Source organism: Streptomyces venezuelae, assembly GCF_008642315.1.
In the GTDB taxonomy this organism is placed as follows: Bacteria; Actinomycetota; Actinomycetes; order Streptomycetales; family Streptomycetaceae; genus Streptomyces; species Streptomyces venezuelae_D.
The window spans coordinates 8,362,846-8,381,047 of record NZ_CP029192.1 but is presented as its reverse complement, the minus strand read 5'-3'; the positions used below and the strand labels follow the sequence as shown (position 1 = coordinate 8,381,047).

General features: G+C 72.3%; 16 protein-coding genes. 10 read left to right on the top strand and 6 right to left on the bottom strand.

Features of this window, described 5'->3' with window-relative positions; translation table 11 throughout:
- The first annotated feature begins 215 nt into the window (after positions 1–215).
- From DEJ48_RS37070 to DEJ48_RS37050, 5 genes are all read left to right on the top strand, one after another.
- Positions 216–1,004, top strand: a complete 789-nt coding sequence (locus DEJ48_RS37070; protein ID WP_150220491.1) for a GNAT family N-acetyltransferase — start codon at positions 216–218, stop codon at positions 1,002–1,004.
- 167 nt (positions 1,005–1,171) lie between these two features.
- Positions 1,172–3,022 carry a methylmalonyl-CoA mutase small subunit gene (gene mutA, locus DEJ48_RS37065; RefSeq protein WP_150220490.1) on the top strand — a complete coding sequence of 617 codons (1,851 nt, stop codon included), beginning with the start codon at positions 1,172–1,174 and terminating at the stop codon, positions 3,020–3,022.
- The gene (gene scpA / locus DEJ48_RS37060; RefSeq protein WP_150220489.1) at positions 3,022–5,223 is read left to right on the top strand and encodes a methylmalonyl-CoA mutase; all 2,202 of its coding nucleotides are present in this window, start codon (positions 3,022–3,024) and stop codon (positions 5,221–5,223) included. The genes mutA and scpA overlap by 1 nt, the downstream gene beginning before the upstream one ends.
- A gap of 23 nt (positions 5,224–5,246) precedes the next feature.
- Positions 5,247–6,248, top strand: coding sequence for a methylmalonyl Co-A mutase-associated GTPase MeaB (gene meaB, locus DEJ48_RS37055; protein ID WP_150220488.1), 1,002 nt, complete (start codon positions 5,247–5,249; stop codon positions 6,246–6,248).
- Between the two features lie 81 nt (positions 6,249–6,329).
- Complete coding sequence (locus DEJ48_RS37050; RefSeq protein ID WP_150220487.1) at positions 6,330–7,391, top strand: enoyl-CoA hydratase/isomerase family protein; 1,062 nt, start codon at positions 6,330–6,332, stop codon at positions 7,389–7,391.
- Positions 7,392–7,410: 19 nt separating this feature from the next.
- On the opposite strand, the gene DEJ48_RS37045 is transcribed toward DEJ48_RS37050, so the two are convergent.
- The 3 genes from DEJ48_RS37045 to DEJ48_RS37035 all read right to left on the bottom strand — a co-directional run bounded on the left by DEJ48_RS37045 (position 7,411) and on the right by DEJ48_RS37035 (position 9,626).
- Positions 7,411–7,866, bottom strand: a complete 456-nt coding sequence (locus DEJ48_RS37045; protein ID WP_150220486.1) for a hypothetical protein — start codon at positions 7,864–7,866, stop codon at positions 7,411–7,413.
- Between the two features lie 69 nt (positions 7,867–7,935).
- Positions 7,936–8,682: an ABC transporter permease gene (locus DEJ48_RS37040; protein WP_190537822.1), complete on the bottom strand. Its 747-nt coding sequence runs from the start codon at positions 8,680–8,682 to the stop codon at positions 7,936–7,938.
- A gap of 2 nt (positions 8,683–8,684) precedes the next feature.
- On the bottom strand, positions 8,685–9,626 hold the full coding sequence (locus DEJ48_RS37035; RefSeq protein WP_150220484.1) for an ATP-binding cassette domain-containing protein: 942 nt from the start codon (positions 9,624–9,626) through the stop codon (positions 8,685–8,687).
- A gap of 109 nt (positions 9,627–9,735) precedes the next feature.
- Here DEJ48_RS37035 and DEJ48_RS37030 point away from each other — a divergent pair, with 109 nt between their 5' ends.
- The 3 genes from DEJ48_RS37030 to DEJ48_RS37020 all read left to right on the top strand — a co-directional run bounded on the left by DEJ48_RS37030 (position 9,736) and on the right by DEJ48_RS37020 (position 12,885).
- Positions 9,736–10,953, top strand: a complete 1,218-nt coding sequence (locus tag DEJ48_RS37030; protein WP_150221614.1) for a sensor histidine kinase — start codon at positions 9,736–9,738, stop codon at positions 10,951–10,953.
- Between the two features lie 14 nt (positions 10,954–10,967).
- Complete coding sequence (locus DEJ48_RS37025; protein WP_150220483.1) at positions 10,968–11,630, top strand: response regulator; 663 nt, start codon at positions 10,968–10,970, stop codon at positions 11,628–11,630.
- Between the two features lie 97 nt (positions 11,631–11,727).
- Entirely contained in the window at positions 11,728–12,885 is a 1,158-nt protein-coding gene (locus tag DEJ48_RS37020; RefSeq protein WP_150220482.1) for an ROK family transcriptional regulator, read from the top strand.
- Positions 12,886–12,953: 68 nt separating this feature from the next.
- Here the strand turns inward: DEJ48_RS37020 and DEJ48_RS37015 are convergent, their stop codons facing one another.
- Entirely contained in the window at positions 12,954–13,715 is a 762-nt protein-coding gene (locus tag DEJ48_RS37015; protein WP_150220481.1) for a GntR family transcriptional regulator, read from the bottom strand.
- 306 nt (positions 13,716–14,021) lie between these two features.
- Positions 14,022–14,915 (bottom strand): RNA polymerase sigma factor SigJ, encoded by an 894-nt coding sequence (gene sigJ / locus DEJ48_RS37010; RefSeq protein WP_150220480.1) that lies wholly within the window; start codon positions 14,913–14,915, stop codon positions 14,022–14,024.
- Positions 14,916–15,115: 200 nt separating this feature from the next.
- Here sigJ and DEJ48_RS37005 point away from each other — a divergent pair, with 200 nt between their 5' ends.
- Positions 15,116–15,946, top strand: a complete 831-nt coding sequence (locus DEJ48_RS37005; RefSeq protein WP_150220479.1) for an alpha/beta fold hydrolase — start codon at positions 15,116–15,118, stop codon at positions 15,944–15,946.
- A 25-nt stretch (positions 15,947–15,971) separates the two neighbouring features.
- Here DEJ48_RS37005 and DEJ48_RS37000 read toward each other — a convergent pair whose 3' ends face one another.
- Entirely contained in the window at positions 15,972–16,382 is a 411-nt protein-coding gene (locus DEJ48_RS37000) for a VOC family protein (protein ID WP_150220478.1), read from the bottom strand.
- 184 nt (positions 16,383–16,566) lie between these two features.
- Here DEJ48_RS37000 and DEJ48_RS36995 point away from each other — a divergent pair, with 184 nt between their 5' ends.
- Complete coding sequence (locus DEJ48_RS36995; protein ID WP_150220477.1) at positions 16,567–18,147, top strand: alkaline phosphatase D family protein; 1,581 nt, start codon at positions 16,567–16,569, stop codon at positions 18,145–18,147.
- Positions 18,148–18,202 lie beyond the last annotated feature (55 nt).

The window sequence follows — 18,202 nt, the reverse complement described above, 5'->3', positions numbered from 1 at the left end:
TGACGCGATGCCTGCGCCGGAGGCCGCCCGGCCCCGCACCGTCCCGCCGTAAGGGAGGCGTCGATTCCGCAAAGGCGCTCTTGAGCGAGCGGCCCGGGGCCAGTTGGATGTCGTACGGAACGGGAACCCGGCGCCCAGGCAGCCGGCCACCGGTCACGGCCCTGCCGACCGGTGCGCCCCGTTCACTCGAAGGTCTCACTCCGGAGGAGCGTCTGATGATGCAGCTTCCCTCGCACCACCTGCCCGCCGTGCCGCGCTGGTTCGCGCCCGGCTCCCCCGGGCCCGCGTCGCTCCCCGAGCACGTGACCACCACGGGCGTCGGCCACTGGTGGGCCGACCGCGCCCTCGATCCTCGGGCCGTGGCGGTCTCGTGCGCCGGCCATGTGCTGCTCAGCGGCGACCCGGGCGGCGTCGCGCCCGACCTGCTCGCGCCGTTCGCCCGCAGCCATGTGGAGGCCCCCGCCCGCTTCCTTCCGGTACTCGGCGCCGCCTTCGACCGCCTCGTACCGGACGAGCGCATGGTGTACGTCCACCGCGAACCGGTGCCGCCGCCGCGGACGCCGCGCGGTGTGACCGTGCGCCGTCTGGCGGCCTCCGACGCGCCCGCGCTCGCCGCGCTGTCGCCCGACTCGACGTGGATCCACGACAGTTGGGGCGGCCCCGAGGGTCTCGCGGACTCCGGGCACGCGTGGGCGGCGGTGGACCGGGGCGGCCGTGTCGCCGCGGTGGCCTGCAGCTACTTCACCGGGCAGACGTACGAGGACGTGGCCGTGCTGACCGCCCCCGAGCGCCGCCGCGAACGACTGGGCCTCGCCTGCGTCACCGCCCTGTGCGCGGACATCGCCGCGCGCGGCCGCACGGCGAGCTGGTCGTGCAGCCGTGACAACCGTCCCAGCCGTCTGCTGGCCTGGACGGCGGGGTTCCGACTGCACCGCGAGTACGTGCAGTACGTCACGGGAAAGGCGATCGCACCGCCCCGGACCTCCAGCGACGTCCCCGCCTGACGTCTCACTGCCGCGATATCTGCCGCCATGCCCGACTTGGTGCCGGACTCGATGCCTCCGGCAAGCAATAGCCCTCCGCTCGTTTGAGATCAAGAGCCATCGGAAGAGGGCAAGGTCACAGCCATTCATGGCACCCCGTGCCATGAATTGCGCCCTAGCATCGGGGCATGACGGTCCTGCCTGACGACGGGCTTTCGCTGGCCGCCGAGTTCCCTGATGCGACCCATGAGCAGTGGCACCGCCTGGTGGAAGGCGTGCTGCGCAAGTCGGGTAAGGACGTATCGGGGACGGCCGCAGAGGAAGCGCTGTCCACCGCTCTCGAGGACGGGCTCACCACCCGCCCCCTGTACACCGCGCGCGACGCCGCGCCCGATGCCGGGCTCCCCGGCTTCGCCCCGTTCGTCAGGGGTTCCGTTCCCGAGGGCAACACCCCGGGCGGCTGGGACGTCCGGCAGCGGTACGCGAGCGCCGACCCCGCGCGCACCAACGACGCCGTCCTCACCGACCTGGAGAACGGCGTCACCTCCCTCTGGCTGACCGTGGGCCACGCCGGCCTCCCGGTCACCGGCCTGGAGCGCGCCCTCGATGGCGTCTACCTCGACCTGGTGCCCCTCGCGCTCGACGCGGGCGACCAGGCAGGGCCCGCCGCTCGGGAACTCCTGCGCCTGTACGAGGCCGCGGGGGTCGCCGACGACGCGGTGCGCGGCACGCTCGGCGCCGATCCGCTCGGGCACGAGGCCCGCACCGGGGACACGGCGGCTTCCTTCGAGGGAGTCGCCGAGCTGGCCCGGCTGTGCGGCGAGCGCTACGCCGGGCTGCGCGCCCTGACCGTGGATGCCCTGCCGTACCACGAGGCGGGCGCCTCCGCCGCGCAGGAGCTCGGCGCCTCGCTCGCCACGGGCGTCGCGTACCTGCGCGCGCTCCACGAAGCCGGTCTGAGCGTCGACAAGGCCTTCGCGCAGCTGGAGTTCCGGTACGCGGCCACCGCCGACCAGTTCCTGACCATCGCCAAGCTGCGGGCCGCGCGCCGCCTCTGGGCGCGCGTCGCCGAGGTGTCCGGGGTCCCGGCGGCCGGGGCGCAGCGGCAGCACGCGGTGACCTCTCCCGTGATGATGACCCGCCGCGACCCGTGGGTGAACATGCTGCGGACGACCGTGGCCTGCCTCGGTGCGGGTGTGGGCGGCGCGAACGCCGTCACGGTCCTGCCGTTCGACCACGAGCTCGGCCTGCCGGACGCGTTCGCGCGCCGCATCGCCCGCAACACGTCGACGATCCTCCTGGAGGAGTCGCACCTGGCGCGCGTCATCGACCCGGCGGGCGGCTCCTGGTACGTGGAGAAGCTCACCGACGAACTCGCCCACGCCGCGTGGGACTTCTTCAAGGAGATCGAGCGCGCGGACGGGCACGGCGCGGCCCTGCGCTCCGGGCTCGTCGGCGACCGGATCGCCGCGACCTGGGCCGCGCGCAAGAAGAAGCTGGCCAAGCGCCGCGAACCCATCACGGGCGTCAGCGAGTTCCCGCTGCTGACGGAACGTCCGGTGGAGCGCGAGCCCGCTCCGGTAGCGCCCTCCGGCGGTCTGCCCCGGGTGCGCCGCGACGAGGCGTACGAGGAGCTCCGCGCCCGCTCGGACGCACACCTGGAGACGACCGGCGCCCGCCCCAAGGTGTTCGTCGCCGCGCTCGGCCCGGCCGCCGCGCACACCGCGCGGACGACGTTCGCCGCCAACCTCTTCATGGCGGGCGGGATCGAGCCCGTGCACGACCCGGTGACGGTGGACGCGGACACGGCCGCGGAGGCGTTCGCGGCGAGCGGCGCCGCGGTGGCGTGCGTCTGCTCCAGCGACGCGCTCTACGCAGAGCAGGCCGACGCGGTCGCGCGGGCCCTGAAGGCGGCGGGCGCGCTGCGCGTGTTCCTCGCCGGACGCGGGGAGTTCACCGACATCGACGAGTACGTCTTCGCCGGCTGCGACGCGGTCGCCGTGCTCACCTCCACCCTCGACCGCATGGGAGTGGCGTAATGCGGATCCCCGAGTTCGACGACATCGAGCTGGGCGCGGGCGGCGGGCCGTCCCCGTCGGCCGAGCAGTGGCACGCCGCCGTCAAGGAGTCCGTCGGCAAGTCCGAGGCGGACCTGCTGTGGGAGACGCCCGAGGGCATCGCGGTCAAGCCGCTGTACACCGGGGCGGACGCGGAGGGCCTCGACTTCCTTCAGACGTACCCGGGCGTCGCGCCGTACCTGCGCGGCCCGTACCCGACGATGTACGTGAACCAGCCGTGGACGATCCGGCAGTACGCGGGATTCTCCACCGCCGAGGAGTCCAACGCGTTCTACCGCCGCAACCTCGCGGCCGGCCAGAAGGGCCTGTCGGTCGCCTTCGACCTGCCCACCCACCGCGGCTACGACAGCGACCACCCGCGCGTCACCGGTGACGTCGGCATGGCGGGCGTCGCCATCGACTCGATCTACGACATGCGGCAGCTGTTCGACGGGATCCCGCTGGACAAGATGACGGTGTCGATGACGATGAACGGCGCGGTGCTGCCCGTGCTCGCGCTGTACATCGTGGCGGCCGAGGAACAGGGCGTACCGCCCGAGAAGCTGGCCGGGACCATCCAGAACGACATCCTCAAGGAGTTCATGGTCCGCAACACCTACATCTATCCGCCGAAGCCCTCGATGCGGATCATCTCCGACATCTTCGCGTACACCTCGCAGAAGATGCCGCGCTACAACTCGATCTCCATCTCCGGCTACCACATCCAGGAAGCGGGCGCGACGGCCGACCTGGAGCTCGCGTACACCCTCGCCGACGGCGTGGAGTACCTGCGCGCGGGCCGGGACGCGGGGCTGGACGTGGACGCGTTCGCGCCGCGGCTCTCCTTCTTCTGGGCGATCGGCATGAACTTCTTCATGGAGGTCGCCAAGCTCCGCGCGGCGCGCCTGCTGTGGGCGAAGCTGGTCAAGCAGTTCGACCCGAAGAACGCCAAGTCGCTCTCCCTGCGCACCCACTCGCAGACGTCGGGCTGGTCGCTGACCGCACAGGACGTGTTCAACAACGTGACGCGCACGTGTGTCGAGGCGATGGCCGCGACGCAGGGTCACACGCAGTCCCTGCACACCAACGCGCTCGACGAGGCGCTCGCCCTGCCGACCGACTTCTCGGCGCGCATCGCCCGCAACACGCAGCTCCTGATCCAGCAGGAGTCGGGGACGACCCGGACGATCGACCCGTGGGGCGGCAGCGCCTACGTCGAGAAGCTCACGTACGACCTGGCGCGGCGCGCCTGGCAGCACATCGAGGAGGTCGAGGCGGCGGGCGGCATGGCGCAGGCCATCGACGCGGGCATCCCGAAGCTCCGCGTCGAGGAGGCCGCGGCGCGCACACAGGCGCGCATCGACTCAGGGCGCCAGCCGGTCATCGGCGTCAACAAGTACCGGGTGGACAGCGACGAGCAGATCGACGTCCTGAAGGTCGACAACTCCTCGGTGCGCGCCCAGCAGATCGCCAAGCTGAAGCGGCTGCGCGAGGAGCGCGACGAGGCGGCGTGTCAGGACGCGTTGCGCGCGCTCACCGCGGCCGCCGAGCGCGGCCCCGGCCAGGGCCTCGAAGGCAACCTGCTGGCGCTCGCGGTCGACGCGGCCCGCGCGAAGGCGACGGTCGGTGAGATCTCCGACGCACTGGAGACGGTGTACGGGCGGCACGCGGGCCAGATCCGTACGATCTCCGGTGTGTACCGCACCGAAGCAGGCCAGTCCCCGTCCGTCGAGCGCACGCGCGCGCTGGTGGACTCCTTCGACGAGGCCGAGGGGCGCAGGCCGCGCATCCTGGTCGCGAAGATGGGCCAGGACGGGCACGACCGGGGCCAGAAGGTCATCGCCACCGCCTTCGCCGACCTGGGCTTCGACGTCGACGTCGGCCCGCTGTTCCAGACCCCCGCGGAGGTCGCGCGCCAGGCCGTGGAGGCGGACGTGCACATCGTGGGCGTCTCGTCCCTGGCCGCCGGTCACCTCACCCTCGTACCGGCGCTGCGCGAGGAGCTGGCCGCCGAGGGCCGCGAGGACATCATGATCGTCGTGGGCGGCGTCATCCCGCCGCAGGACGTCGAGGCCCTGCACGAGGCGGGCGCCACGGCGGTGTTCCCGCCCGGCACGGTGATCCCCGATGCGGCGTTCGACCTGGTGAAGCGTCTGGCGGCCGATCTCGGCCACGAACTGTGAGTCGGTGAGCGGCGAGAAGAGCCATGCCTGTGACGATCGACATCGATACGTATGTGAAGGGCGTCCTCGACGGGAAGCGCGCGTTCGTCGCGCGGGCGATCACTCTCGTCGAATCGACCCGTCCGCAGCACCGCGCGCTGGCGCAGCAGCTGCTCACCGAGTTGCTTCCGCACAGCGGGCGGGCGCGACGGGTCGGCATCAGCGGCGTGCCGGGCGTGGGCAAGTCCACGTTCATCGACACGCTCGGCACGATGCTGACCTCGCTCGGGCACCGGGTCGCGGTGCTCGCGGTCGACCCGTCGTCGACGCGCACGGGCGGTTCCATCCTGGGCGACAAGACCAGGATGGAGCGGCTCGCGACGGATCCCGCCGCTTTCGTGCGGCCTTCTCCCTCGGCGGGGACGCTCGGCGGGGTCGCCAAGGCCACGCGCGAGTCCATCGTGGTGATGGAGGCGGCGGGGTACGACGTGGTGCTCGTGGAGACCGTGGGCGTCGGGCAGTCGGAGACGGCGGTCGCGAACATGGTCGACACGTTCCTGCTGCTGACCCTCGCCCGCACCGGCGACCAGCTCCAGGGCATCAAGAAGGGCGTACTGGAACTCGCCGACGTCATCGCCGTGAACAAGGCGGACGGCCCGCACGAGCGGGACGCGCGGTCGGCGGCACGTGAACTGGCCGGTGCGCTGCGGCTGATGCACCCGGCCGACGCGGCCTGGACTCCCCCGGTGCTGACCTGCAGCGCACGGGAGTCCAGCGGCCTCGACACGCTGTGGGAGCGGATCGAGCAGCACCGCGCCCTGCTCGACTCGACGGGCCGTCTCGCCGCCAAGCGCCGCGACCAGCAGGTCGACTGGACCTGGTCGATGGTGCGCGACGAGCTCCTCGGCCGGCTTCTCGGCCACGCGGAGGTCAAGCAACTCGCCTCGGACCTCGAACAGCGCGTCCGCGAAGGCACCTTGACGGCCACGTCCGCCGCCGAGCAGATCCTCGACGCGTTCCAGGGCGGCGACCGCGACCGCCCCTGACCTCGACTGGCGTACACCCCCGTGATCCGCGTACGTTCCCCGTGATCCGCGTACGCCCCCGTGAACGGAGCCACCCGCACCATGACCGCCACGCCCGACGCGCCCGTCGACGCCCCTGTCCTGCACCACCGGGAGGGCCGCGCCGGGCACCTCGTCCTGAACCGGCCGCGGGCCATCAACGCCCTGAACCACGAGATGGTCCGGATCATGGCGGAGACGCTGGACGCCTGGGAGCGGGACGAGTCGGTGGCGACGGTGGTGGTCACCGGGGCCGGGGAGCGCGGGCTGTGCGCGGGCGGCGACATCCGCTCGATCCACGACGACGTGCGCGCGGGCCGCGCGGCGGCGTCGGCCGCGTTCTGGCGCGACGAGTACCTCCTCAACGCGCGCATCGCCCGCTTCCCGAAGCCGTACGTGGCCGTGATGGACGGCATCGTGATGGGTGGCGGTGTCGGTGTCTCGGCCCACGGGGACGTCCGGGTGGTCACCGAGCGGTCGCGGGTGGCGATGCCGGAGACGGGCATCGGCTTCGTGCCCGATGTGGGCGGTACGCATCTGCTGACGCGGACGCCCGGCGAGCTCGGTACGCATCTGGGGCTGACGGGGACGCCGGTGGGCGCGGGTGACGCGCTGCTGTGCGGGCTCGCGGACCATTACGTGCCGTCGGAGCGGCTGCCGGAGTTCACCGCGGCGCTCGCCGACACGGACGTGGTGGATGTCGTGCGCGAGTTCGCGGCGACGCCTCCGGCCGGTGAACTGGCCGCCCGCCGCGAGTGGATCGACCACTGCTACGCCGCGGACTCCGTCGAGGAGATCGTGGACCGGCTGCACGCCAGTGGCGACCGGCACGCGAAGGAGGCGGCCGAGACGATCCTGTCCAAGTCCCCGACCTCCCTGAAGGTCACGCTGGCCGCGCTGCGCAGGGCGCGTGAACTGCCCACCCTGGAGGCGGTCCTCGAACAGGAATACCGCGTGTCCTGTGCTGCCCTGGCCTCGCCCGATCTGCCCGAGGGCATCCGGGCCCAGGTCGTCGACAAGGACCGCAGGCCGCGCTGGTCGCCCGCCGAGCTGTCGCGGGTGACGGAGGCGGACGTGGCCCGCTTCTTCGAGCGGACCGGCACGGACTCGCTCGGTCTCGTCTGACGGGGACCGCACGCCGTGGTCACGGCGGGTCCGTCTCCGTGACCACGGCGAGCAGCTGGAACGGCTGTTCCTTGTCCCACTGGGCGACACCGAGGGCTATCCAGCGGCCGTCGACCCGCCACAGGTGCAGGTCCGGCACGCAGGAGCTCAAGTGGGCCCACGGCTCCGGTATCTCCTCGTCCGCGTCGCCGAAGTCCGCCGCCGTGGAGCGTTCGAAGAGGCTCGCCAGGCTGAACTGCTGGGGCGGCCCCCAACGGTCGGCGAGGAGCACGGTCAGGGCATCGCGCTCGGCGTCGTACTGCTCCTCCGCCAGGTGCCACCGCGTGCCGTCGTCCTCCCAGAAGGTGTCACTCGTCAGTAACTCCGCGATGTGGAACCCGGGCCCCTGTGAGCCGTGCTCGGACCTGCCGTGCTCCGCGGGGAAGTCCCGGGAGCGCAGCAGGTCGATCACGGCGAGGTGGTGTGCGCTGCTCATGACGTCCAGTAAAGCGGCCGCCACTGACAACGCGTCATGCGTCGCGTGTCCCGCCCGATGCGTCGCACGTCACGCGTCACGGCGGCGCACGGCCCACCAACCGGCGAGCAGCACCGCGGCCGTCCAGGCCGCGCTCACCGCGAGCCCGGCCCACGGACCGAGACTCCCGGTCGGCGTCTCGTGCAGCACCTGCTGGCCCGCCTTGTCCGGCAGGTATCCGGCGGCACCGCTCGCCACGTCGCCGACGACGAACGACACGATCAGCGTGAAGGGGATCAAGATGCTGAGGACGGCCACGCCGCTGCGCAGTACCGCCGTCAGGCCCGCCGCGAGCAGCGCCATCAGCGCGAGGTAGATGCCGCCGCCGACGCAGGCGCGCACGGCGCCGGGGTGGTCGAGCCCGATCGCGTACTCCCCCATGAAGGCCTGACTGGTCAGGAAAGTCGCGAAGCCGGTGACGAGCCCGGCGAGCAGCGCGAGACCGCCGACGACCAGCATCTTGGAGCCGTAGAAGAGCCCGCGGCGCGGCACGGCGGCGAGCGAGATCCGCAGGGCGCCGCTCGTGTACTCCGAGGACACGGCGGTCGTTCCGAAGCTGATGGCCGCGATCTGGCCGAAGTTGAAGGCGTAGAAGGCGTCGAAAAGCGGCTCGGCGTCGGGGTTGTCCGCCTCGGCCCGGCCGATGGTCGCGGAGGCGAGCACGGTGACGGCGAGGGTCGCGGCGAAGATGACGAGCAGCGAGATCAGGCTCGCCCGCAGCGACTTGATCTTGATCCACTCGGCGTGGGTGACGGGCAGTACGGCGGAGTTCGCCATGGTCAGGCCTCCTGTCGGGATGCGGGGACGGTGGCGCTGCCTGCGGTGAACTCGGCCGCGTCGGCCGTCAGGGCGAGGTAGGCCTGTTCCAGTGAGGTCTGTTCGTCGGCGAGTTCGAGCACCTGGACCCCGGCAGCTGCGGCGATCGCGCCGATCTCCTCGGCCTTCGCCCCGTCGACCGTCCAGCGGCCCTCGACCGGCTCCCCGAGGACGTATCCCCGGCTCGCCAGCAGTTCACGGAGCAGTTCGGGGTCGGTCGTGCGTACGCGGGCCCGTGCCCGGCTCTGCGACGCGATGAACTCGGTCAAGGGGGCGTCCACGAGCAGCCTGCCCCGGCCGAGGACGACGAGGTGGTCGGCGAAGGTCGCGGTCTCGTTCATGAGGTGGCTGGAGACGAGGACCGTGCGGCCCTCCGCCGCCAGGCGCCGCATCAACTCGCGGATCCAGATGATGCCTTCGGGGTCGAGCCCGTTCGAGGGCTCGTCCAGCATCACGACCTCGGGATCGCCGAGGAGCGCGGCCGCGATGCCGAGGCGTTGCCGCATGCCCAGCGAGAACGTCTTGATCCGCTTGTCCGCGACAGTTGCCAGCCCGGATTCGTCGAGGACCTCGGCCACGCGCCGCGCGGGGAGCCGGTTGCTGACCGCGAAGGCGAGGAGATGATTGCGGGCGGTGCGCGAACCGTGGGCCGCCTGCGCGTCGAGGAGCGCCCCTACGTGGCGCAGCGGTTCGGCGAGTTCGGTGTAGCGGCGGCCGCCCACTGTGGCCGTGCCCGAGGTAGGGCGGTCCAGGCCGAGGACGAGGCGCATGGTGGTCGACTTGCCGGCGCCGTTGGGGCCGAGGAATCCGGTGACCCGGCCGGGGCGGACGCTGAACGTGAGGGCGTCCACGGCGCGGGTCGTGCCGTACTCCTTGGTCAGGTCTTTGACGTCGATGCTGGTCATGGGCATCAGCCTGGCCGTCACCGGCCCGCCGGGTCTTCCCCCGCCCGGGGAGATCGTCTCCCCCTCACGGGGGAGTCCTGCGGTACGGGAGGCCTGGCACGATGACGCCATGCCCGGCTTCCTTCGACCGCTGACGCGTGCGGTCACCTACACGCGCTGGCTGCACATCTTCTTGGGGTCGGCCATCGCCTGGGTGATCGCCGCGATCTATCCGGGGCTCTCCGAGCCCTCTTCCCTCGACTGGGTGCTCGTCGGACTCACTCCCATACCCTTGCTGGTGGCGGCCGCCCTGGTGCCCGTCATCCGCAGGGCCGAGGGGCTGCAGGCCCGGATGATGCTGTTTCCCGGTCACCACGCGCCCGTGCCGGGCGGCGAGGTGGAGGAATCCGGCATCTCCGTTGCCCCTTCCGCCTCCTGGCGGGACCGGGTGCGGACCGCCCTATGGCTGGTGTTCCGCCTGGAGACAGGCATCGCCCTGGTTCACCTGACGGGTCAGCTCATCGGGATGGTCTTCGCCCTGGTCGGTGCGAACGACCAGGCGCCGGAGACGGACGGTCTGTTGCTCACCCCGCCCGACACGGCCTGGATCAAGGCACCGCTGAGCCTCCTGCTCGTCCTGGCGGAACTCGGCGTGCTGCTGGCGGCGGGGCATCTGACGGCCGTGGTGGCCCGGCGCCTCCTCGGCCCCTCAGCCGCCGAACGCCTCGCCGTCATGGAGGAACGCACCGAGCAGCTCCTCGAACGCAACCGCATCGCGCGCGAACTGCACGACTCCATAGGCCACGCCCTGACCGTCGCCGTCGTCCAGGCGGGCGCCGCCAGGGCCGCGTCCGACCCGGAGTTCACCGCACGTGCCCTGGAAGCGGTGGAGGAGACCGGGCGGGCCGCGCTGGAGGACCTGGAGCGGGTCCTGCGCGTGCTGCGCGAGGACGAGCAGCCGGTGAGCGGACGGCCCACGCTCACCGACGCCGACCGGCTGCTTCAGTCGGCGCGTGCCTCGGGCGCGAAGGTCGACGTCGAGGTGACGGGTCCGGTGGAGCGGCTGCCGGGACCCGTCTCCCGCGAGGGCTACCGCATGCTCCAGGAGGCGCTGACCAACGCCCTGCGCCATTCCGGCCCCGTGCCGGTGCGCCTGCGCATCGCCGTGGACGACGCCCGCCTGGTGATGAACGTGCGCAACGCGCTGCCGCATGCCACCGGTTCGACGGGGCGCGGCGGCAGCGGACTCCGCGGCATCCGGGAACGCGCCACTCTGCTCGGCGGCCGGGCCACCACGGGACCGCACGACGGCGAGTGGCAGGTGCACGTCGAACTTCCGCTGAAATGATCTACGCTGACCGAATGCCGGTCACAGTGCTCCTCGTCGACGACGAACCCCTCGTACGCGCGGGCCTGCGTGCCGTCCTGGAGGCGCAGCCGGACATCCGCGTGGTGGGCGAGGCGGCGGACGGCGCGGCGGTGATCCCCCTCGTCCGCGAGCTGCGCCCCGACGTGGTCGCGATGGACGTCCGCATGCCGCTGCTCGACGGCATCGAGGCGACCCGCGCGGTGCTGCGTACCGTGCAGGATCCCCCGAAGATCCTGGTGGTGACGACCTTCGAGAACGACGAGTACGTGTACGAGGCGCTGCGCGCGGGCGCCGACGGGTTCCTGCTGAAGCGCGCCAGGCCCGCGGAGATCGTGCACGCGGTGCGGCTCGTCGCCGAGGGCGAGTCGCTGCTGTTCCCCGCGGCGGTCCGGCAGCTGGCCGGCGAGTACGGGGCGGAGCGCGGCAATCCGCAGGCCCGGGACGCCCTGGAGAAGGCCGCGCTGACGGAGCGCGAGGCGGAGGTGCTGCGGCTGATGGCGCGCGGTCTGTCGAACGCGGAGATCGCCACCCGCCTCGTCGTCGGCACGGAGACGGTCAAGTCGCATGTCAGTGCCGTCCTCGCGAAGCTCGGGGCGCGGGACCGGACGCAGGCGGTCATCGCCGCGTACGAATCCGGTTTCGTCGCACCGGGGTGACGGCCGTGTGTGCGGTGCAGGCGGGCCCGGCCCTCGCCGCCGTACCGTCCTGCGAGTACGATCCGGCCATCACGCGCACGAGCAGGGAGGACGGACGTTGGGGCAGCTGAGCGGCGGGGACCCCTCTCTGTTGCGGCGTATCAACTCCGCGGTGGTGCTGCACGCGCTGCGCGCCGCGGACTTGGCGACGCTCACGGAGATCACCCGCGTGACCGGGCTCTCCCGGCCCACCGTCGAGGGGGTCGTCGAAGGGCTCATCGAGGCCGGGCTCGTGGTGGAGTCGGCGGCCGAGGACGGCGGCGCGCGGCGCCAGGGCCGGCCTGCACGGAAGTTCCGGTTCCGGGCGGAGGCGGGACATCTGCTCGGGCTGGAGATCGGCCCCCACCGGGTGGCCGCCGTGCTCTCGGACCTGGACGGCAAGATCCTCGGGGCGGCGTCGAAGGCCGTCTCCGCGGAGGCCTCGGCGGACGACCGGCTCGAACGTCTGCGGACGGCGGTCGCCGATCTGCTGCGCCGCGCCGGGATCGCCCGCAGTTCGCTGCGGGCCGTCGGAGTGGGCAGTCCAGGCATCCTGGACGCGGACGGCACGGTGCGGCTGAGCACGGCGCTGCCCGAGTGGACGGGGCTGCAGCTGGGCGAGCGGCTGCGCCGGTCGTTCAAGTGCCCGGTCCTCGTCGAGAACGACGCCAACGCCGCGGCCGTGGCCGAGCACTGGAAGGGTGCGGCGACCGACACGGACGACGTGGTGTTCGTCCTCGCGGGGCTGAGCCCGGGGGCGGGATCGCTGATCGGCGGGCGGCTCCACCGGGGGTACGGCGGCGCGGCGGGCGAGATCGGCGCGCTGCACCTGCTGGGCCGCGAGGTCACTCCGGAAACGCTGCTCTCGACGACGGACGAGCCGCTGCACCCCTTGGACGAGCAGGCCGTCGCCGACGTCTTCGCGCACGCGCGCGAGGGCGACGAGCGGGCGCGGGCCGCCGTGGAGCGATTCATCCAGCGGCTCGTGCACGACGTGGCCGCCCTGGTCCTCGCCCTCGATCCGGAGCTGGTCGTCGTGGGCGGCTGGGCGGCGGGGCTCGATGGTGTGCTGGAGCCGCTGCACCGGGAGCTGGAGCGCTACTGCCTGCGGCCGCCCCGGGTGGCGCTGTCGTTGCTGGGCGAGGCGGTGGTGTCGACCGGGGCGCTGCGGCTGGCGCTCGACCACGTCGAGGAGCAGCTGTTCGCCGTCGAGGGGACCGTCACCGCACGACGGTGAGACGGTCCCCTCGATGAGGCGAAGACGCCGGCGACGCGATCGACGCGGACCGCGCGGGCGGGGCAGCGTCAGGAAGCGCGGCGCTCGGCGTCGTGGTGGATCTCCACGCCGCCGGAGTCCCCGAACGTGAGGCGGCAGGTGTCGGCGCGGTAGGTGGCCACGGAGACCGCCGCCGTGCGTCCCTCGGCGAGGAAGCGGGTCGTCACGACGAGCACCGGTGCGCCGGGCAGGCGGTCCAGGGCCTTGGCGTCGTCCGCGCGTGCCGAGCCGAGTTCGACGGCGCGGTCCTGTCCTTCGAGGCCGAGCCGGGACAGCTCACGCAGGACCACACGCGCGCGTGCCGCACCTGACGGCTCGTCCATGCCGGTCAGCTCGGCTACCGAGGACGTGGGCACGTACAGCAGCTCGGCGGCCACGGGCTGGCCGTTCGAGACACGGGTGCGGCGCACCACGTGCACCTGCTCGTCCGCGATGGTCCCCAGCATCCGGGCGACGTCCGCCGGCGGGACCGCCGGGGCGCAGTCCGCGAGCTGCCAGGCGTCGCCGACCGCGCCCGGCCACGAGCCCTGCGCGGATCCGACGGCCACGCCCATCCGCGGCGGAGCGACCGTGGTGCCCACTCCGCGGCGGCGCTGGAGCCTGCCTTCGAGTTCGAGCTGTTCGAGAGCCTGCCGGAGGGTGGCGCGGGCGACGCCGAAGCGGGCCGCCAGATCGCGCTCGTTCGGCAGGATCTCCCCGACGGAGAACTCGGAGTCGAGCGCCTCACTGAGCACGGTCTTCAGATGCCAGTACTTCGGCTCCGGCACCGTTTCGAGCTGCGTGGTCCCCACCCTGTCCTCCGCAATCGCCGTGACCGGCGGCGTTTTAGCGCCCTTGTTTATTAAAGGTTCCTGCACTATCCCTGCGACCATAGGCCCGCACCCACCCTTGGTCAAGACCAATCCTCGATCCGTTACTGCCTGCACAGGGACGATGCCACAGAGCATTCATGCGGTGTTCGCGCGGGGCCAAGCAGGCGTAATCGGCCAGCCGTTCATGAACGGCCGGCAAAGAGCGCACGACAGAGCCCCCGTCCGCCGGGACGGGGGCTCTGAACTGGGGCGATGCGCCGCCGACTGTGACGCGGAGGCGGAAGGCTACGGGATGAGCGACACGAGCTTGTCCGGATTGCGGACGATGTAGACGTCCTGAATGAGGCCGTCTACGACGTCCAGCTGGAAGATGCTGTCGGGCATGCCGTCGTAGAGGACGAAGAGGCAGTCCGCGCCGTTCACCTCGATGAAGCGGACCTCCAGGCGGCCCCCCGCCTCCCGGACCGACTTGCCGACGGCGCCGTGCAGGAAGCGGCCCACCTTGTCCGCGGTCTCCAGGATGCGCACCGGCGCCTTCGACTTGCCGCCGCTGTCGCCGACCAACCGGACGTCCGGCGCGAGGAGGGACATGAGCCCCTCCAGGTCGCCCTCGGTGGCCGCGGCGAGGAAGCGCTCGGTCAGGTCGCGGCGCTGCGCGGGGTCCACCTTGTAGCGGGGGCGGCCCTCGTGGACGTGCTTGCGGGCCCTGCCCGCGAGCTGGCGCACGGCGGCCTCGGTGCGGTCGAGCGTGACCGCGATCTCGGCGAACGGGAATCCGAACGCCTCGCGGAGCACGAACACCGCCCGCTCCAGGGGCGAGAGGGATTCGAGGACCACGAGGACCGCGAGGGATACGGACTCGGCGAGCACGGCCCGCTCCGCGGTGTCGGGCACGGACGACCCGAGGTCGGTGACGTAGGGCTCGGGGAGCCACGGACCGACGTACGCCTCGCGCCGGGACTGCAGATGGCGCAGGCGGTCGATGGCGAGCCGTGTGGTGACACGCACCAGGAAGGCGCGCGGTTCGCGCACCTGGTCGCGGTCGGACTCCGACCAGCGCAACCAGGCCTCCTGGACGACGTCCTCCGCGTCGGCCACCCGGCCGAGCATGCGGTAGGCGACGCCCATCAGGACGGGTCGGTGCTCTTCGAAGACGTCGGTCATGGTGTCGGTGGCCACGCTCCTATCCCAGCCCACCGAGCAGCGTCTGTCCAGGCACTTTGGCTGCGGCACGCGGCACATTCGGCGTCGCGGCGACCCCGCGCTCGAAGCGACTCGGGCCGCCCTCTTGAACTGGGCCCTACTGAACGGTAATTGTTGCTGACAGCGCGTCTAACACATCGGGAATCCGTCGTCCGGCGGCGGGGACAGGAGCAGTCATGGCCGCAGAGGTCTCCTTCAGCGTCACGTCGCCCGGCGGCCCGCACACCGTGACGATCTCCTACGAACGGGCGGGCACAGGCGAGCCGTTGCTCCTGCTGCACGGCATCGGCCACCACCGGCAGGCCTGGGACCCGGTGTTCGAGATCCTGGCCGCCGAGCACGACGTGATCGCGGTGGACCTGCCGGGCTTCGGGCGCTCCCCCGCGCTGCCCGAGGAAATGGCGTACGGGCTGCCCGCGGTCGTCCCCGCGCTCGGCGCGTTCTGCGAGACGCTGCAGATCGAGCGGCCGCACGTGGCGGGCAACTCCCTGGGCGGACTGCTCGCCCTCGAAATGGGCCGCGAGAAGCTGGTCCGCTCCGTCACCGCGCTCTCCCCGGCCGGCTTCTGGACGGCCGCGGAACGCCGCTACGCGTTCGGCACGCTCCTCGCGATGCGGCGGGGCGCGCGTCTGCTGCCGCGTCCCGCGATCGAGCGGCTGTCCGCGAGCGCGGCGGGGCGCACGGCGCTCACGAGCACCATCTACGCCCGCCCTTGGCGCCGCTCCCCCGAGGCAGTCGTCGCCGAGACGCTCGCGCTGCGCGAAGCCACCGGGTTCGAGGCGACGCTGCTGGCCGGACGCGACGTCCTCTTCCAGGATGACGTGACGGGCCTCCCTGTGACCGTGGCCTGGGGCACGAAGGACCGTCTGCTCCTGCGCCGCCAGGGGATACGCGCGAAGCACACCATTCCCGGCGCACGGCTGGTCCGGCTCCCCGGCTGCGGCCATGTGCCGATGAACGACGACCCCGCGCGCGTCGCCCGCGTCATCCTCGACACCTGCCGCTGACCGGCGCCCGTCGCCGGGCCGCGGATCAGGCGTTGGACCACGCGCGCGTGGAGAGCACCAGCCGGTACCCGTCGGGGTCCTCGACCGTGACGCCCCATTCGTTCCAGTACGGGTTCGGCGACTGGACCCGCTTGCCGCCGTGCGCCTCCAGCCGTGCCACCAGCTCCTCGGGCACCTCGTCGTCGAGATAGACGACGAGCAGGTCCTCCTCGGTGGGGCGCGGCAGGACCGGCGCGGACGCCTCGTGGACGAGTTCGAGGTGCCACGAGGCGTCCGGCCTGCCCACCATGAGGAGGTCGTGCTTGCCGGGAGCCCGGCCGCCCTCCGCCCGGTACAGGACGCCCAGTCCCAGGCCGTCCACCCAGAACCGCTCGGCTGCCGCGAGATCGCGGGACGGGCGGGCGATGCGGATGTGACTCTGACCGGTGAACGGCACGTGACTCCCCCTCGACAGCGACGCGCCCGGCGGCGCGCCGTCGACGCCGAGCTTATGCAGTCGCCGCGCGGCGGTTCCCCCCGGCCTGTGGGGAGTTGTTCACTTGGGCTTCGTGTGGGCGCTGTGGCGCGGTGCCGACCGCGCGCCCGCACACTGGTCGCACCCGTCAACTGGAGGCGCATTCATGTCGCAACGTCAGCCGAGCCCGTCCCCCCGCCGCCGCAGCGTGCTGCGCGGATCGCTCGCCGTACCGGCGGCGCTCACCGTGCCCGCACTGGCCGGGGCCGCGCCGTCGCTCGCCCTGTCGGGTCGTCCGAAGGCCGGATGGGGCGTACAGGCCGGAGACGTGACGGCGCACTCGGGGCTCGTCTGGGTACGCTCCGACCGGCCCGCCCGGATGATCGTGGAGACGTCCGCCACCGAGTCGTTCCGCGATCCGCAGCGGTGGCGCGGCCCGCTCCTCGGCCCGGACACGGACTTCACGGGGACGACCAGGCTGCACGGGCTGCCCGCGGGCGAGCAGATCCACTACCGGGTGCTGCTCGCCGACCCCGACGATCCGCGCCGCACGGGCAGACCGGTCACCGGCACGTTCCGCACGACGCCGAAGGCCCGCAAGCAGGACGTGCGCTTCCTGTGGTCGGGTGACATCGCGGGCCAGGGCTGGGGCATCAACCCCGACCGGGGCGGCTACCGCATCTTCGAGGAGATGCGCCGGCGCGACCCGGACTTCTTCCTGTGCAGCGGTGACAACATCTACGCCGACGGCCCCATCCTGCCGAGCGTCACGCTGCCCGACGGCACCGTGTGGCGGAACGTCACGACGGAGGAGAAGTCCAAGGTCGCCGAGTCCCTGGCGGAGTTCCGCGGCGCGTTCCGCTACAACCTGCTCGACGACAACCTGCGGCGGTTCAACGCCCAGGTGCCGTCGATCGTCCAGTGGGACGACCACGAGGTGCGCAACAACTGGTACCCGGGGCAGATCCTGGACGACGCCCGGTACACGGAGAAGAACGTGGACGTCCTCGCGGGCCGCTCGCTGCGCGCGTTCAGCGAGTACTTCCCCGTCTCCACGCTGCCGCCGGGCGACGAGGACGGCCGCGTCCACCGCGTGCTGCGGCACGGCCCGCTCCTGGACGTGTTCGTCCTCGACATGCGCTCCTACCGCAACGCCAACTCGCCCAACAGGCAGCCCGACGACGCCACCGGCATCCTCGGCGCCCGGCAGCTGGCCTGGCTCAAGCGCGAGCTGTCCCGCTCGCGGGCCGTGTGGAAGGTCATCGCCTCCGACATGCCGCTGGGCATCGTCGTGGCGGACGGCAGGGAGAACTTCGAGGCCGTGGCGCAGGGCGACCCCGGCGCGCCGCTGGGCCGCGAGCTGCAGATCGCCGAACTGCTGCGGCACATCAAGCACCGCAAGATCACCGGCACGGTGTGGCTGACCGCCGACGTGCACTACACTTCCGCGCAGCACTACGACCCCTCGCGCGCGGCGTTCAAGGACTTCGCGCCGTTCTGGGAGTTCGTGTCCGGGCCGCTGGCGGCGGGCGGCTTCCCCGCGACGAAGCTCGACGGGACGTTCGGCCCCGAGCAGAAGTTCATCAAGGCGCCGAGCCGCGCCAACACGTCACCGGCCGAGACGCCGCAGTACTTCGGCGAGGTCGACATCGACGGCGGCAGCGGGGAGTTGACGGTGCGGCTGCGCCAGGAGGGCGGCGGCGTGCTGTTCACCAAGGTGCTGCGGCCGGGCCGGGTGGGGCAGTGAGCGGCGGCCGCTGACCCGCGCCGACGGAATCGCCGCCAAAGGGGCAGATGACCTC

Excerpts from the sequence above, each read along its gene's own strand:
- DEJ48_RS37005 (WP_150220479.1), top strand. The coding sequence starts at position 15,116 with ATGGCCGCAGAGGTCTCCTTCAGCGTCACGTCGCCCGGCGGCCCGCAC.
- meaB (WP_150220488.1), top strand. The coding sequence starts at position 5,247 with ATGCCTGTGACGATCGACATCGATACGTATGTGAAGGGCGTCCTCGAC.
- mutA (WP_150220490.1), top strand. The coding sequence starts at position 1,172 with ATGACGGTCCTGCCTGACGACGGGCTTTCGCTGGCCGCCGAGTTCCCT.
- DEJ48_RS37035 (WP_150220484.1), bottom strand. The coding sequence starts at position 9,626 with ATGACCAGCATCGACGTCAAAGACCTGACCAAGGAGTACGGCACGACC.
- DEJ48_RS37040 (WP_190537822.1), bottom strand. The coding sequence starts at position 8,682 with ATGGCGAACTCCGCCGTACTGCCCGTCACCCACGCCGAGTGGATCAAG.
- DEJ48_RS36995 (WP_150220477.1), top strand. The coding sequence starts at position 16,567 with ATGTCGCAACGTCAGCCGAGCCCGTCCCCCCGCCGCCGCAGCGTGCTG.
- scpA (WP_150220489.1), top strand. The coding sequence starts at position 3,022 with ATGCGGATCCCCGAGTTCGACGACATCGAGCTGGGCGCGGGCGGCGGG.
- DEJ48_RS37070 (WP_150220491.1), top strand. The coding sequence starts at position 216 with ATGATGCAGCTTCCCTCGCACCACCTGCCCGCCGTGCCGCGCTGGTTC.
- DEJ48_RS37025 (WP_150220483.1), top strand. The coding sequence starts at position 10,968 with ATGCCGGTCACAGTGCTCCTCGTCGACGACGAACCCCTCGTACGCGCG.
- DEJ48_RS37030 (WP_150221614.1), top strand. The coding sequence starts at position 9,736 with ATGCCCGGCTTCCTTCGACCGCTGACGCGTGCGGTCACCTACACGCGC.
- DEJ48_RS37045 (WP_150220486.1), bottom strand. The coding sequence starts at position 7,866 with ATGAGCAGCGCACACCACCTCGCCGTGATCGACCTGCTGCGCTCCCGG.
- DEJ48_RS37050 (WP_150220487.1), top strand. The coding sequence starts at position 6,330 with ATGACCGCCACGCCCGACGCGCCCGTCGACGCCCCTGTCCTGCACCAC.